The sequence below is a fragment of the Anaerotignum neopropionicum genome, from assembly GCF_001571775.1.
Classification (GTDB): Bacteria; Bacillota; Clostridia; order Lachnospirales; family Anaerotignaceae; genus Chakrabartyella; species Chakrabartyella neopropionicum.
Window position 1 is genome coordinate 1 of sequence record NZ_LRVM01000013.1, and the last position, 15,860, is coordinate 15,860.

Annotated in this window: 13 protein-coding genes, 1 tRNA gene and 1 pseudogene; 9 read left to right on the forward strand and 6 right to left on the reverse strand. The window is 39.1% G+C overall.

Annotated features, from left to right (window positions below; genetic code table 11):
* A pseudogene (locus tag CLNEO_RS13735) lies at positions 1–114 on the forward strand (IS200/IS605 family transposase); the annotation flags it as partial.
* A 199-nt stretch (positions 115–313) separates the two neighbouring features.
* On the opposite strand, the gene CLNEO_RS13740 reads toward CLNEO_RS13735, so the two are convergent.
* Complete coding sequence (locus CLNEO_RS13740) at positions 314–637, reverse strand: hypothetical protein (RefSeq protein ID WP_066090342.1); 324 nt, start codon at positions 635–637, stop codon at positions 314–316.
* Between the two features lie 245 nt (positions 638–882).
* Here CLNEO_RS13740 and CLNEO_RS13745 point away from each other — a divergent pair, with 245 nt between their 5' ends.
* The 6 genes from CLNEO_RS13745 (at position 883) to CLNEO_RS15975 (ending at position 8,100) form a co-directional block, all read left to right on the forward strand.
* Positions 883–2,250: an APC family permease gene (locus CLNEO_RS13745; protein ID WP_066090505.1), complete on the forward strand. Its 1,368-nt coding sequence runs from the start codon at positions 883–885 to the stop codon at positions 2,248–2,250.
* A 324-nt stretch (positions 2,251–2,574) separates the two neighbouring features.
* Positions 2,575–2,946: a DUF134 domain-containing protein gene (locus tag CLNEO_RS13750; RefSeq protein ID WP_066090345.1), complete on the forward strand. Its 372-nt coding sequence runs from the start codon at positions 2,575–2,577 to the stop codon at positions 2,944–2,946.
* Positions 2,947–2,948: 2 nt separating this feature from the next.
* Complete coding sequence (locus CLNEO_RS13755; protein WP_066090348.1) at positions 2,949–3,773, forward strand: Mrp/NBP35 family ATP-binding protein; 825 nt, start codon at positions 2,949–2,951, stop codon at positions 3,771–3,773.
* 1,128 nt (positions 3,774–4,901) lie between these two features.
* The gene (locus CLNEO_RS13760; protein WP_066090508.1) at positions 4,902–6,281 is read left to right on the forward strand and encodes an alanine/glycine:cation symporter family protein; all 1,380 of its coding nucleotides are present in this window, start codon (positions 4,902–4,904) and stop codon (positions 6,279–6,281) included.
* A 1,065-nt stretch (positions 6,282–7,346) separates the two neighbouring features.
* Positions 7,347–7,420 (forward strand) — tRNA-Pro (locus CLNEO_RS13770).
* 446 nt (positions 7,421–7,866) lie between these two features.
* A complete protein-coding gene (locus CLNEO_RS15975; RefSeq protein ID WP_157723596.1) occupies positions 7,867–8,100 on the forward strand; it encodes a hypothetical protein in 234 nt (77 codons plus the stop codon).
* Between the two features lie 196 nt (positions 8,101–8,296).
* On the opposite strand, the gene CLNEO_RS13780 is transcribed toward CLNEO_RS15975, so the two are convergent.
* Positions 8,297–8,479: a hypothetical protein gene (locus tag CLNEO_RS13780; protein ID WP_066090357.1), complete on the reverse strand. Its 183-nt coding sequence runs from the start codon at positions 8,477–8,479 to the stop codon at positions 8,297–8,299.
* A gap of 405 nt (positions 8,480–8,884) precedes the next feature.
* Between CLNEO_RS13780 and CLNEO_RS13785 the strand changes: the two genes are divergently transcribed.
* Positions 8,885–9,316, forward strand: coding sequence for a hypothetical protein (locus CLNEO_RS13785; RefSeq protein ID WP_066090360.1), 432 nt, complete (start codon positions 8,885–8,887; stop codon positions 9,314–9,316).
* Between the two features lie 109 nt (positions 9,317–9,425).
* Here the strand turns inward: CLNEO_RS13785 and ilvC are convergent, their stop codons facing one another.
* The 4 genes from ilvC to CLNEO_RS15980 form a co-directional block, all read right to left on the reverse strand.
* Positions 9,426–10,412 (reverse strand): ketol-acid reductoisomerase, encoded by a 987-nt coding sequence (ilvC, locus tag CLNEO_RS13790; protein WP_066090363.1) that lies wholly within the window; start codon positions 10,410–10,412, stop codon positions 9,426–9,428.
* Between the two features lie 36 nt (positions 10,413–10,448).
* Positions 10,449–10,964 (reverse strand): acetolactate synthase small subunit, encoded by a 516-nt coding sequence (gene ilvN, locus CLNEO_RS13795; protein ID WP_066090365.1) that lies wholly within the window; start codon positions 10,962–10,964, stop codon positions 10,449–10,451.
* A 10-nt stretch (positions 10,965–10,974) separates the two neighbouring features.
* Positions 10,975–12,633, reverse strand: a complete 1,659-nt coding sequence (gene ilvB / locus CLNEO_RS13800; RefSeq protein ID WP_066090368.1) for a biosynthetic-type acetolactate synthase large subunit — start codon at positions 12,631–12,633, stop codon at positions 10,975–10,977.
* Between the two features lie 96 nt (positions 12,634–12,729).
* Complete coding sequence (locus CLNEO_RS15980; RefSeq protein ID WP_157723597.1) at positions 12,730–12,867, reverse strand: hypothetical protein; 138 nt, start codon at positions 12,865–12,867, stop codon at positions 12,730–12,732.
* 546 nt (positions 12,868–13,413) lie between these two features.
* On the opposite strand from CLNEO_RS15980, the gene CLNEO_RS13805 reads away from it, so the two are divergent.
* Positions 13,414–15,717 (forward strand): SpoIID/LytB domain-containing protein, encoded by a 2,304-nt coding sequence (locus CLNEO_RS13805; RefSeq protein WP_162266483.1) that lies wholly within the window; start codon positions 13,414–13,416, stop codon positions 15,715–15,717.
* Positions 15,718–15,860: the final 143 nt, after the last annotated feature.

The window sequence follows — 15,860 nt, forward strand, 5'->3', positions numbered from 1 at the left end:
ATAGAAGAATACATAAGAAATCAGATACAAGAGGACTTAACGGCAGACCAAATAACGCTAAAAGAATACATTGACCCGTTTACGGGTGAGCAAGTGAGCACAGGCAAGAAGTAAACTGCTTTAGCAGCAGCCAGAGAATAAGAAACGGTTGGCAAACCGTTCAATGCATCTTTAGATGCAAGTTGGTAAAAGCCCCTTCTAGGGGCAGAGCAAACCACCAGCTGAGCTGGTGGTGATGATTTTGCCATTCTTAAAATATTTCCTTGGAAAAAGGGAAGCAATCAAAAACTTCACAAAACCTTGAAAAAGGCATTTAAGAAGGAAGCATCTTTTTTAATTTATAGCAGCGATACATTCCAATAATTATGCCAAACCCATAAACCAAAAAAGCAAGAGCAAGCCCTATTTTGGGGCTGGGTGTATGGGTAATTTGCCGATAAATCAAGCTAAAGAGCATAATAACTGCGCTAAGTGCGGCGCAAATGGAAATAAAAAATAGCTGTCTTCCGGCATTTTTGGCAAGGGATGGTTCTTTATTAAAATCCGGCAGAAGACGCGATTTCATTTGCACAAGAAGCATTCCTTCCCTAAAAAAGAATATGGAAATACAGGCTAGAAGAATTGTATAGAGCAGCATAGCGGCCTCCTTTTTCGTTCTAATATAGATTAGTGTATCATTTTCTTTGCTTTTCCACAAGAAGAGGTAAGATGAAAGAAAAATTCAATAAGCAAAATTACCAACAAATGGAGTGTATTAATAAAAAAACATGGCATATTTCTTGTTCTGCGTTGAATTATCTATTAAAATATGTTACTTTTATTAAGCAAAGCATAACTGCATTGATGCGGTTATGTGCAAAAGATATAAGGGGAGAGGTAGTTATGAATCAAGAATTAGAGAAAAAATATGGTCTTTTGACTGCGATTGCTATGGTAGTAGGCATTGTAATTGGCAGTGGTGTGTTTTTTAAGGCCGAAAAGGTTTTGGTGGCAACGGGGGGGAATCTTCCACAGGGGATTTTAGCGTGGTTTTTAGGTGGTTTGGTTATGGTTGTCTGTGCATATAACTTTGCAGTTTTGGCAACTCGTTATGAAAAAGTTAGCGGCATTGTTGATTATGCAGAAACGATGGTAAATTCAAAATATGGTTATTTCTTTGCCTGGTTTATGGCAACAATTTATTTTCCGGCAATGACATCTGTTTTAGCATGGGTTTCTGCAAGATATTTTTGCGTTTTATTGGGGTGGGATATTGTTGGACCCCAGGCTATGACCATAGCGGGCTTTTTTTTAGTTTGCAGCTATGTGCTAAATGCAATTTCTCCAAGGCTGGCGGGGAAATTTCAGGTAACTACGACTGTGATTAAGCTGATTCCTTTGGCATTTATGGCGGTAGTGGGTACTATTTTCGGACTGAAAAACGGTATTCTTGTGGAGAATTTTAATACCGGCGTGATTTCCCAAGTTCAGGGGAATCCTTTGTTTACTGCTGTTGTAGGCACAAGTTTTGCCTATGAAGGGTGGATTTGTGCCACGAGTATTAATGCGGAGTTGAAGGATGCAAAACGAAATCTGCCGTTGGCGTTGGTGATTGGCACCATATTTATTGTTTTGGTGTATATGCTATACTATGTTGGCCTTGCAGGAGCCATTGAAAACAAGGTAATGATGGAGGGCGGAGAAGCAGGGGCAAAAATTGCTTTTTCCACTGTTTTTACACAAGCCGGGGGCACGTTGCTTTTTGTGTTTGTGGTAATTTCCTGCTTAGGCACTTTAAATGGTCTAATGCTGGCTTGCACACGAGGCTTTTACGCAATGGCGGCAAGAAATGAAGGTCCTATGCCCCATATTTTTAATGGGGTGGATAAGGTAACAAATATGCCAACAAATTCCTCAGCAATGGGTGTTTTAATGGCGTCAATATGGCTGACCTATTTTTATGGCGCAAACCTAACGCAGCCATGGTTTGGACCATTTTGCTTTGACAGCTCGGAGTTGCCGATTATTACAATTTATGCCATGTATATTCCTATTTTTTTGATGCAGCTGAAAAAAGGAACTGATTTGGGTGTTTTTAACCGCTATATTGCTCCAACTTTAGGGATCTTGGCCAGTGCATTTATGGTATTTGCTGCAATTGTTTCTTTAGGCAAAGCGATTGTTTATTATTTAATTTTATTTGCAGTAGTGATGTGTGTTGGTTTCCTGTTGAAAAATTTTGGGCATGAAAAAACAGTGAAAAAAGATTAATTATGATAAATGTTTTGTCTTAGCAGATTTTAAGTGGCTTTAAGAGAAGTTTGGAAAACAGTGGTTTTTAACAAATTTTTGAAAAATTTAATAATACAAAATGTAAAAACCCGGGTTGCAAGGATTTGTGTCGACAAATTCTAAGTGAAGCAAACGGGTTTTTACTGTTTTTTTGATAAAAATTACAAGTGTGATTATTTTACAGCGTGGGCAACTTTTTGGGGCGATTTCTCCGTCTTTTATTGCAAAGAAACAGTTGACTTATGTTTGATAAGCTGTATACTATTAATAAGCAACATATGTCAAAAATGAGGGGGATGGTTTATGGCAAGGCCGAGAAAATGCAGAAAAGTCTGCGCATTACCTGAAAATTACGGTTTTGTACCAATGAAAGGGTATAATCCTAATAATCCGGTCATAATGGCCGTAGATGAATACGAAACAATCCGACTGATTGATTTGGTGGGATATACACAAGAAGAATGTGCTGGGCAAATGCATATAGCCAGAACCACGGTGCAGGGTATCTATAACGAGGCAAGAAAAAAAATGGCGGATGCCCTAGTGAATGGCAAGGTGCTTTACATTGAAGGCGGCGATTTTGCCCTTTGTGATGGAGAAAAATTACCATGCGGGAAAAAGTGTGAAAAATTTTGTTGCAAAAAAATAAAGGAAATGAATACAGAGGAGATGTAATGATGAGCGAAAATTGTTCTCATAACTGCGGAAGCTGTTCTTCCGATTGTTCAAGCAGAAAATCTGCTGATTTATTGGTTGCACCCAATGAAAAAAGTAACATTAGAAAAGTGATTGCCGTAGTGAGCGGTAAGGGTGGCGTTGGAAAATCTATGGTAACGTCTACAATGGCTGTTTTGATGAACCGTTTAGGGAACAAAACGACAATTTTGGATGCGGATATTACCGGGCCATCAATACCAAAGGCTTTTGGAATAACCCAAAAGGCATATGGAACAGAGGATGGAATCATTCCCTGTGAAACAAAAAAGGGAATTAAAGTAATGTCTGTGAACTTGTTACTGGATAATGAAACGGATCCCGTGGTGTGGCGTGGCCCACTTATAGCTGAAACAGTAAAACAATTTTGGAAAGACGTAGTTTGGGGAGATGTAGATTACATGTTTATTGATATGCCTCCCGGCACAGGAGATGTACCTTTGACAGTATTTCAATCCATTGTTATTGATGGAATTATTATTGTGACTTCGCCGCAAGAGCTGGTTGGGATGATTGTGGACAAAGCAGTGAAAATGGCGGAAATGATGAATGTGCCTATTTTGGGTATTGTAGAAAATCTTTCATACTTTGCCTGTCCTCGGTGTGGTGAGATTCATAAAATTTTTGGGGAGAGTAACATAGATGCAATTGCAAAAAGGCATAATATTCCGGTGGTTTGCAAATTACCACTTGACCCTAGTATAGCTGCCCGCTGTGATAAAGGGGAAACAGAGGATTTAGATGGGCACTGGCTGGATCCTATGGTACTTTTTTTAGAAGAAAAGTAAAATGTTTTTTAAAATATGTGCCTCCTTTGCAGGGGGGGAGTTCTTATTTTCAAGGCGAAATCTAATGCAGTTTTAGCATTGAAAGAACAGAAATTTGTCTTCTCATGAGGATAAGCCATTTTGGGTCAATGAAGGTTTGATTTTCATTATACAAACGTTGTGAATGAAAAAAGGACTGTGGTGCCAAGAAATGAAAATCTTGTATTTTGCGCTGGTAGAGTTAAGGATTCTTGACAAGCAAAAGCCTTTGGACTAAAGGGAATTAAGTATGTTTTTTATGGCGAAAAAAGCATGAAGCAACTTGGAATTACATGAATGAAATGAAGACTCTTTTCTCAAGGAGGGCTCACTTGGCTAAAAAAGTCCGGATATAATAAAACGGACTTTTTTTGTTACCATTTTTACACTTTGTTGAGGCGGTTTTTTATGGGGAAAAAAAGAACCTATGAAAAATAACAAAATAAATTATAAAATAATGCGTGTAAAGTACAAGTTTAAAAGCAAAAATATGGAAGAAAAATGCAATATTTGACTAATCATTTATTAATATTTATTATGTGAATAGTAATCATGAATAATAACCCTTAAAATTACGGCGAAAAATTGTTATTGCAAGCAATTTAATCGCAATATAAAGAAAAAAAATGATATTATCAAGGTGAAATTGCACATAGATAAAAAAGGGAGATTCTGTTTTGACTATGTTCCGATATAAATGCAAAAAAATGTTGAAAACAAGTTATTTTTTAGCAACATTAGTATATAACGAGTGGAAATTTATCGCAAAAATTTGTAAAATATAATTAAATTTATTAATTGTTAATTTGAATTTCTATAATACTGAATGAATAAAGGGAGTCAAAAAAAAAGCTTAAATTTAATAAAAATTGTACATTTTTTAATAAATGTAATGATTTGTATATTTTTATTTATAAAAAAATACTTGTTTTTTTGAAAAAATCATATAAAATAGTAAATAGGTGACAGAATCTGAGGGAACATCTTTTTTTTGTAACGACAAAAAATATCATTCGTTTTTCGTGGGGGCAAATGAGAATAGTCTTACAACGATGAAAGATGGTGATTCTGGCCGATGAAATTATCTTATATAATTTGGGATGTAGTAAAATGGAAGCAATTAACAGTTTTGTATCCACCATCAATGGGTTCGTTTGGGGCCCAGTAATGCTGTTTCTATTGTTTGGTACGCACGTTTTCCTAACAGTAAGAACAAGATTCATTCAGAGACATGTTTTTAAGGCAATTAAGCTTTCTATCACACCTGATGATGAAGCTGAAGGTGATGTTTCTGGTTTTGGTGCGTTAGCAACTGCTTTGGCGGCTACAATTGGTACAGGTAATATCGTAGGTGTGGCGACTGCGGTAGCTTTAGGCGGCCCTGGTGCAATTTTCTGGTGCTGGTTGACAGGTCTTTTCGGTATTGCAACAAAATACGGCGAAGCTCTTCTGGCAATTAAGTACAGAGTAAAAGACAAAACAGGCTCCATGATTGGTGGACCTATGTATGCATTGGAAAGAGGCCTTGGACAAAAGTGGCTGGGCGTATTGTTTGCTGTGTTTGCAGGTGTTGCCTGCTTTGGTATCGGAAACATGACACAGGCAAACTCAATTTCAACAATGGTTCGTGATAACTTTGGTCTGGATACAAGGATTACAGGTATCATTATTACTGTTGCTACAGCTTTGGTTATTCTTGGTGGTGTTAAGTCTATCGCTAAAGTTTGCGAAAAATTAGTACCTTTAATGGCAGGTCTTTATATTTTAGGCTGTGTTATTATTTTGGTTATAAATGCTCCTTACATTGGTAGTGCTTTTAAATTAATTGTTGGAAATGCATTTTCTGGCACTGCTGCTGGCGGCGGTTTTGCAGGAGCAACAGTAATGATGGCAATTCGTTTTGGTATTGCTCGTGGTTTATTTACAAACGAAGCTGGCTTAGGTTCTGCGCCCATCGCTGATGCTGCTGCTATGACAAGAAACCCCGTACGTCAGGCTTTAATCGCTATGTCTGGTGTTTTCTGGGATACAATTATTGTTTGTGCTTTAACCGGTTTGGTTTTGACAACTTCTATTTTGAAGAATCCAGAAGGTATGGCAGGATTAAATGGCGGTGCTTTAACATCTGCAGCATTTAACCATATCCCTGTTGTAGGTCCTATCGTCTTAACAATTGGTTTGATTACCTTTGCGTGGTCTACAATTTTGGGCTGGAGCTACTACGGCGAAAGATCTTGGGTTTACTTAGTAGGTACAAAAGCAGTGAAACCTTTCCGTTTTGCTTGGGTTGTCGTAGTATTTATCGGTAGTATTACTGCGCTTGACTTGGTATGGAATATTGCGGATACTTTGAACGCAATGATGGCGTTCCCTAACTTGGTTGCTTTGCTAGGATTAAGTAGTGTAATTGTATCTGAGACAAAGAAATTCCTGTGGGATGACAACATGGAAGGTTGGTCTACAGATGAAATTCCTACAGTAGATAGATAATCCTGCGGAACAATCCCACGAAAAAGTACACGATTTTTATGATGTGAACGGGTATGAAATTTCTCAATGCCTGCATATTGCAAAAAAACCCGATTTGGCATTAAGCTTAAATCGGGTTTTTTGTATCATTTAGGAATATTTGAATAAATATTATTTAAGAATAGGGGGAAGGCGGAAACTAGGATAGTGAAAAATTTGAGAATATATTAAAAGCAAGAAAATACAATTTAATGTTTAATGAAGTTTTGTTAAATTGGCTAAGGTGACTGAAACTAGATGGACTGTGTATTGGGTAAGCTGGCTTTCGTATCTATGGAAATGCCCAAAAACTGTGTTATTATAAAAATTATTTGATACAAAATTCCATACTAGGGGAAAATTAATAAAAAAGTTTAAAAAACGCAAGGTCTTTCTTCCTAGATGCAAAAATAAACTTCAAAAATTATGTGTAAAAAATATTTGGAATAGTCTTTAAAAAATTTAATAACATTGTAATTAATGGATGAATTTATAATTTTTACGAAAGAAGCAATTTTCGGGCCTGTTTGATTCTCTGGCTGTATCCATATAAATATACTGAAAAAAAGTGTAGCTTTTGTGGCAACATGGAAACGGGGAAGTTTTACTCAGAATGTGGAACGTCGCACAAACGTCAGAATAATTTTATTAGCAAAGCAGCAAATATGGTTCTTATATCATCTGTTGTTGTACTGTTTTATATTGCAATAGGAGCAAACGCAAAAAGTTTCTTATTTCCATTATGTCTACTTAAAGTATTTGTTTTTTGGGCAACTTAATATGGATTGTATTTTTGGTTAATAAAAATTTTCGGTTAATATAAAAAGAAAAAATGGAAGTTATTGACCATATATTATTTTCATTGGCAGCTGTGTTGATGGCGGTTTTGCTTTTTGAATTGATTTGTAAAATAATCACTGGCACGCATCCGTGGGTGGATTTTTCATCTAAAAGGGGAAGGTAATAATTTATGCACTGTTGATATTTTAAAATCAAAAAAAGTGTTGACATTTGTTTTTTCGTGTTGTAATATATAGAAGTCGTCGGCGAGGCGTGGCTCAGCTTGGTAGAGCGCTACATTAGGGATGTAGAGGTCGCAAGTTCAAATCTTGTCGCCTCGATGACTTATAAAAGGTGTTGGGAATGTTGACTTTACAGCGTTTTCAGCATTTTTTTTGTTTTGAAAAAGTAATTTCGGATACATTATGTTAGAAATTAAAGGTTAAAAGTTTTATAAGTTTGGTTTAAAATTAAGATCAAGATACATGAAAACCGATATAGCTTACCACCAGACTTTTACATGAGTATTGCTCTTCATTGGTATGATGTTTCAGTTTTTTTGCAAAAACCAACCCTCGTATTTACAGGGTATTAACAAAGTAGACTCCCCAGACGTATACAAACCTGGGCGTTGGGTCAGGAATTTTGCTGCGCAAAACCATCACTGCTTGATGGCAGCGTTTTATTCGCTGTTCAATCCAAAACCTACCTGCTTTTCGAAAAAAGCAAGACTAAAAACTTTTATAAAACCCGCATTGATATGCGGGTTTACGCCGGAAAAGTTGTAATGGCAAGGAATTGCCTTCTATCCAATGGACAACTTTTGCGGAGCAAAAGTGATGACCCCTCACTGCCCAAGAAAGGGCAGACAGCGAAGCTGGCTTTTGCAGAGCAAAGTGATGACCCCTCACTGCCCAAGAAAGGGCAGACAGCGAAGCTGGCTTTTGCAGAGCAAAGTGATGACCCCTCACTGCCCAAGAAAGGGCAGACAGCGAAGCTGGCTTTTGCAGAGCAAAAGTGATGACCCCTCACTGCCCAAGAAAGGGCAGACAGCGAAGCTGGCTTTTGCAGAGCAAAAGTGATGACCCACCCCTTGTGGGTGTTTGTATTCAGTCTGGGGTATCCATAAAAGAAGATTTCCTTTGAAAAAGTTCAGTTCATTTTAGCTTTTTCAATGATACAGAGGACAAACAGATAAGTTTCTGGGTATGCGCAGGCTATTTGAGTAAATCATTCACAATATTTTGCATGTCATTCTTGGACTGGGCATGATGTGAACGTTCAATAACGTGATTGCGAGCCCCTTTTTCCAAAGATGCAAAAGCCTGCATAGCGTCTAAGTTTTGAGAAAGTGCCATACCGAGACCAATGGGGATTTCTTTATCATTTAAAATGGACATTTATATCACCTCAACAATATTATCTGCGATATAAAAAATAATATTAAAGTGTTTTTTGGCAGTTTGTTGGGTTTTACTTTTATTTAAATTATTTTTGAAATTGCGAGTACTAATTGATTGCTTATAATTAAAGTAAAGAGTAAAATATTATAAGTTCCTTTAATTTTTGCTATGGAGATGTTCGAAATTTGTGGGGGCATATGTGGAAGAGGTATGAATTGTTTTGATGGGGAGGAATACATTTAAACATTATAAAAAGGACTGGATTTTGGGTGGATAATCTCAAAATTGAACGAATGTAAAGCGGTCACTATTAGCAAATTAGCCACAAACTGGTTTCTAACAATACTAAATATGATGATTTAGGGGCGTAATAAGCGTATTCGAATAGTAGGGATGGTGGATATGAGTCGTTCTAAAAAGCTTATAATGGTAGGCGCTTTATGTTTCCTTTTGATCATTTACTTGATCTATAGAACAAATCCAATTCCTCCAACTTTGAAAGGGTTTTATCAAAGTGAATGGGTAAGTGATGTGGGGGGCACAGAAGGTAAGATAATTCAAATTTCCATATGGGAAGATGGTAGATTTGTGGAGTTCATTACAAATCGTCAAGTAAATCGGGGAACCTTGAAAAAAATAGATGATATGCAATATTATTTTGATGGAAACGAAGCGGATTTTGATATTATATTGAATTCAGATAATTCGTTTCAAATTAAAATCCCAAGGTTAAACAATGGTGAACCAATAGAATTAAAAAATGTTGATGATATTCCCTGTACTTTTGCAGCCCAATGGGATGATGTAGAAGAATATAAAGCATACTTAAAATAATAGATAAAAAAAGCAGGTATAATATTATACCTGCTTTTTTACCTCCCCAACAGCGAATTCCTGTTGAGAGGCTCCGCACATTTATACCACTACATTAAATAGGAAGAAATTAGTGTTTTTTCATGTGGCTTCTTAATTCTGCGCCAACAGATTCGCTTAAGTGTGCCTTCTGCATTCTTCTCATTGCGTTGAAGTTAGGACGGTTTGCCTGATTTTCCAAAATCCATTCTCTAGCAAAGGAACCATCCTGGATATCCTTCAAAATGCCGCGCATAGCCTCTCTGGTCTGTTCTGTGATGATTTTAGGGCCTGCTGTATAATCGCCGTATTCAGCAGTATCGCTGCAAGAATAACGCATGAAGGACAGGCCTTCCTTTACAACCAAGTCAATGATTAATTTCATTTCATGGATACATTCAAAGTAAGCATTCTCGGGCTGATATCCTGCTTCTACCAATGTATCAAAACCAGCCTTCATCAATGCGGATACGCCGCCGCAAAGAACAGCCTGCTCACCGAAAAGGTCGGTTTCTGTTTCTTCTCTGAAGGTTGTTTCCAAAACGCCGGCTCTGGTTGCGCCCAAGCCGTTAGCATATGCCAAAGCAACATCCTTTGCATTGCCGCTTGCATCCTGATAAACAGCAATCAAAGCAGGAACGCCGAAGTCTTCTTGATATGTACTTCTTACAATGTGTCCGGGACCCTTAGGAGCGATCATGATAACATCTACATCGCTGGGAGGTACGATCTGACCATAATGAATATTGAAGCCATGGGCAAAAGCCAGAGTGGAACCGGATTTTAAATAAGGCTTGATGTCAGCCTGATACATTTTTGCCTGTGTTTCGTCATTTACTAAGATCATGATGATATCAGCTGCTTTTACTGCTTCGGGTGTTGTCATAACAGTTAAACCATCAGCTTCTGCGCGAGCTTTGCTTTTGGAGCCTTCATAAAGGGCAACGACAACATCAACGCCGCTATCTTTGAGGTTCAGTGCATGGGCGTGGCCCTGAGAACCATAACCAACAACTGCAACCTTCTTTCCTGCCAACATTTCTTTTTTCGCGTCTTGTTCATAATACATTTTAGCCATTTTAAATTCTCCTTTTGTTTTTATAATTTTTTTTTATTACTTTACGCCATATAAACATTTGCTGCCGCGTTCAACGGCAATGAGCCCGGTACGACAGTATTCAAGTATGCCGTAGGGAGCTATATAAGTAAGAAAAGCATTAAGCTTACTACTTTCACCAGTCATTTCAATGCAAACAGATTCGGGAGACATATCTACCACTTTGGAGCGAAATACATTTGCTGCATCCAAAATGGTTTGCAGACTTTCACCCTTTGCATTGACTTTTGCGATTAAAAGCTCGCGTAAAATTGTATTTTCGCAGGTCATCAGTTCAACTTTTTTTACGTCATAAAGCTTGGTAATTTGTTTGAGCAACTGCTCCTTTTTATTTACATCCCCCGTTGCGGTGATTGTCATCCTCGACACTTCAGGATTGTTCGTTACACCACAGGTAAAGCTGTCAATATTAAAGTTTCGTTGACTAAAGAGAGATGAAATTCTGGTAAGCGTACCCGACTGATTTGAAACAATGATGGAAACTGCAAATTGCTGATTGATATCATTACTCATTGGAATCACCTCATTTCAAGATAATGTTTTCCAAAGAACCATTTGGTGGCACCATGGGAAATACGTTTTCTTCATCAGGAATCAAGCAGTCAATTACAACGGGGCTAGCTAGAGCAAAGGCTTGATCTAAGGCTTCGTTTAACTCCGTCAAGTTTGTGGCACGAAGGCCGGTTGCACCAAAGGCATCTGCCAGCTTTACAAAATCAGTTTTTCGCTCCAGGTTGCTTGACATAAAGTGATTTTGAAAGAAAAGGTTTTGCCATTGTCGTATCATCCCCAGCACTCCATTATTCAGGATAACTACAATCAGGGGAAGATTTTGGGATACAGCTGTTGCCAATTCATTTAGATTCATGCCAAAGCTGCCGTCCCCAGTAAAAAGTACTGTTTTGCTGCCCGTTGCCATTGCGGCACCGATGGCAGCGCCCATACCGTAGCCCATTGTGCCCAAGCCTCCGCTGGTTTGCAGCGTTCTTGGTTTTTTAAAGTTGTAATATTGTGCTACCCACATTTGATGCTGACCTACATCGGTGGCAATATTTGTTTCCGGTGCGGCTCTTTGGTTTACGGCGGCGATTATCTGCCAAGGCAGTAGATAGCCGTCTGGTGCATAAAAATCTTTTGTTTTGTTTTTATAAGAATGTACCAATTCTTCCCATTGGGGATGTTTTTGCGGCTCCAGCTTAGAGGTTATGTAGCTTAGTGCGAAATGCAAATCACCGGGAATTTTTAATGCTGCATCAATGTTTTTCCCGTGCTCCGCAGAGTCGATGTCTAGGTGAATAATTTTTGCATTTGGGGCAAACTTTTGTCTGTTTCCTGTGGCTCTGTCGGTAAAACGAACCCCTGCTGCGATAACCAAATCACATTCGCTTATGGCCTTGCTGGCTGCAAATCTGCCGTGCATACCGCTCATACCAAGGTATTTGGGGTGGCTGTTATCCATTGCCGTTAACCCCATCATACTGCAAACCATAAAGGCGTCGGTTTTTTCAACCAGTTTAGTTGTTACATCTGCGCAATTTCCATTGATTACGCCGCCGCCGCAATATACAATGGGGCGTTTACTGTTGTTTATCATTTCCAACGCCTGATCTAAAAGTGCCGTGTTAGGCTTGGCATCGGGTATCTTTTCCGCAATACCCATGGGGGAGTATTCGGTTTTATCAATCTGTATATTTTTCGGGATGTCTACCAGTACGGGACCGGGACGCCCGCTTTTTGCAAGACGAAAAGCCTCTCGAACTGTTTCGGCAAGAGTTTCCACGGTGTTTACACGGAAACTGTGTTTTGTTACAGGAATGGAAAGCCCGAAGGTATCCACATCCTGAAAGCTGTCGGAACCGATTAGTTCCATGGGAACATTTCCTGTAATTGCAACCATGGGAATGGAATCAGCATTTGCTGTGGCAAGCCCTGTAATCAGGTTTGTTGCACCTGGGCCTGAGGTGGCGAGACAAACGCCCACCTTTCCACTGGAACGGCTGTAGCCATCTGCTGCATGGGCTGCACCTTGCTCGTGGGCTGTTAAAACATGGCTAATACGATGTTTGTTTTTATAAAGCTCATCGTAAATATTGAGTACTTGCCCTCCCGGATATCCGAAAATTGTCGTAACGCCCTGTTCAATGAGTGTTTCAATTAATATTTGGCAGCCGCTTTGCTCCATTCTAATTCCTCCTAACTTTTTTGGCATACAAATTTAGGTAAACAAAAAGGCTGTACAGTGGATACACTGTACAGCCTTTCGATTAAGGATTACTTGTTATGCAATCTCAACCAATTTGACTTTGTCATCAGCTAACCACTTTTTACCAGCACAAAGAACCTCACCGAGAATGACAAGGACGAGGTTAATAAGGCTAATAATAATGTAGTTAACTGCTTGGTTAAAATTATACATGATTCGTTCTCCCCTTCGTTTAAATTTGTTATTTGGAAGTTTAAAGCTAAATTGTATTTTTGTCAATACAAATGGTTTATTTTTTTTTTGGCAAAGCAAAATTTAAGTAAATGTGCTGTGTGTTTTTTAGTTAATACAAAATTATTTGTGCACAAATTTCAATACAATTGGAATAAAAAATTTATATAATTAAAATAAAAATTTAATTTCGGATTATTAATATTTTATTATTTTCCAGAATAAAGGTCATTTAAGTTATATTGTTAGGAAAAAAATTTAATATATGTTGCGAAAAAAGTAAATTAAGGGGGAAATTTGTAAATTAAAATTTAAAGTAAAATAGGAATGTATTCAGTCCTACAGAAATGGAAACCCTACATAAAAGAAGAAAAAGTTTTTGCTTTGTGCGTAAGGATTTTGACAACTGATTCATAAAATATTTGCCTATTTTTTAATATTTGGTTTGCGAAAGCAGCTTGTTCTTTTTTTGTTTCATCAGCATAGACTTGTACAAAGTCTAATGGGAGTAATGGGAGTGTGATGCCAGTGAAACGGTTATTAATATGGATAGTGGCTTTAGGTTTTATTCTTGGTGGGTGCGCCAGTGCGCCGCCGGTGGAGCTGGTAACGCAAGCGCCTCAGGGGACAATTGGGGATGATATTCCCATCACCAGGAGCCAAGCGGCAAAAATGCTGGCATTAGCCTTTTATACACAGGAGGAAATTGAAAATTTGCCCCAGAATGCATCGTTTCCTGATGTTTCAAAAGAAAATTGGGCCTATCCTTATATAAATGCGGTGGTGGAGTTGAATTTTTTTTCCGGGGATGGAGAGGGTTTTCGGCCGGAGGATGATTTATTATTGTGGGAGGCCCAAATTTTAATGGATCGTGTTGCGCCGGATTATGAAAAACGAATGGTTTTAACAGAGGACAACAGAAATATGCCCGTGGCATACAGCCTTTGGACACAGCTTTTTGAAAAGGCCTTGATGGCAAGGCGAGGAGAGGAAAGTCTGTATTCCTATGGAATCAAAAAACAAACCCAAGTTTTGTTTACAGGGGGAGAGGATAGTATTTTTGATGGGGGGATTTTTGGTGCCGATGGGTATGATTTATCGATTTATACCGATGAGAAAATTTCGTTTTGGGAAAAAGATGGAGAAATGATTGGATTGCTAGCTGTAGAGGAAACCACGCCCACGGTGGAAAACATATACTGCCAAAAGAAGGGCAATCAAATCATGCTAACAGGAGTGGGGCAAAAAGCCTATACCTTTGAGGGTGGAGATTTTGAAGCAGGACTTTGCAACGTGACCATTGATAACGGCAAGGCAACTGTAAAAGAGGGCACAAAGCTTAGCGGCGAGGTTGTAAAGCGGGTAGATGAGAAGGGGATTTATTTAAGCAGCCAAGGAGAGATGCAATGGGCGGAGGGATTCCGTGTTTATGGTCAAGATCTATTAAGTAAAAATTATTTTGACTTGATTTGCGGCACCGATTTAGCGGATTATTATATTATGGATGGTAAATTAATGGGGGCAATCATCAAAAAGGATGTGGTTCCGGAAAAAATCCGTGTTCTTTTAGGCGGCGGGCTGCAAGAATCCATTTCCATTAAGGGCGCTGAGGGTTTTTCTTTGTCCAACGGTGTGGGAGAGAAAGATTTTACATCGAGCGAAGCGTCCCTTACAGCCGATTTAGCGTGGTTTGACTATGGAATTGTTACCGTTTCCGGCAAGGTTACCCTTACTTTTGATGGTGGCGAGGCACGTACTTATACCGGCCTCATTGAGATGGAGCGGATAGACGATAAAATAGCAATTATCAATGAATTGAATATGGAGGAATATCTGGTAGGGGTAGTGCCAAATGAAATGCCTGTAAGCTTTGGGCAGGCAGCATTGGAGGCCCAGGCAATTTGTGCAAGAAGCTATGCGTATAATCAGTTTTATGCCAATGCTTATGGAAAATATGGCGCTCATGTAACGGATACTGTTGCCAGTCAGGTGTTTATGGGTGCACAAACAGCCCTTGAGGCGGAAAACGCCGTGATGGCTACAAAGGGGATGTGTGTTGTAGCGGGAGATCGGGTTGCCCAAACCTATTTTTATTCCACTTCTTGTGGATTTGGAACAAAGGACACTGATGTTTGGTCGGCAGACGGTACTTTTAGCGGTAGTGGGAAGTCCTATTTGCAAGGGCAGGCCTATGGTGTGACGCAAGAAATGCCGAAAACGGAAGAAGAATGGCTTGGGTTTTGGCAGGATTGGCAAATTGACGGTTATGACAAGGCGTCTGCATGGTATCGTTGGAAGGTATATTATAGCGCAGGGCAGCTAACTGAAATTACGGAAAAAACCTTTGGGGATATTTCGTCCTCCAACCAAGCTTTGATTAAAGTAAAGCAAGGTGATGACAGCTGGAAGGCGGAAGCACCTAAGGGTTTGGGTAAATTAACGGGAATAAAGGTGGCTGAGCGAGGAGAGGGCGGTGTAATTAAAATTTTAGAAATGAGTTTTGAAAAGGGAAGCGTGCAGGTCTTGACCGAAAATGCGATTAGAAAAGTGCTTTCTCCTACGAAGCTGACCATTGGTGATACGATCAACCTGCAAAGAATCAGCGGCGGAACGCTGATAGGGCAGAAAATGCTGCCAAGTGCCTTCTTCGCCATAAAGGAAATGAAAAATAATGAGGGAACACTTACAGGGGTCGCCCTTTATGGTGGCGGCTGTGGGCACGGTGTTGGGTTAAGCCAATACGGTGCCAAGGAATTGGCTGGTCAGGGTCTTAGCGGAGAGGAAATTGTAGAAACATATTTCCCGAACACAACGGTGGAAAAGGCAATGTAAGGCGAGGGGAATATAAGGCATTATAGAGTCTAAAAAAGGCATCCAATTCAGATGCCCCAGAACAAAGACAAACCTTGGCCGTTGCCCAAACCCACTTACTTTTTGAAAAAAGCAAGACCAAAAACTTTTATTAAACCCGCATT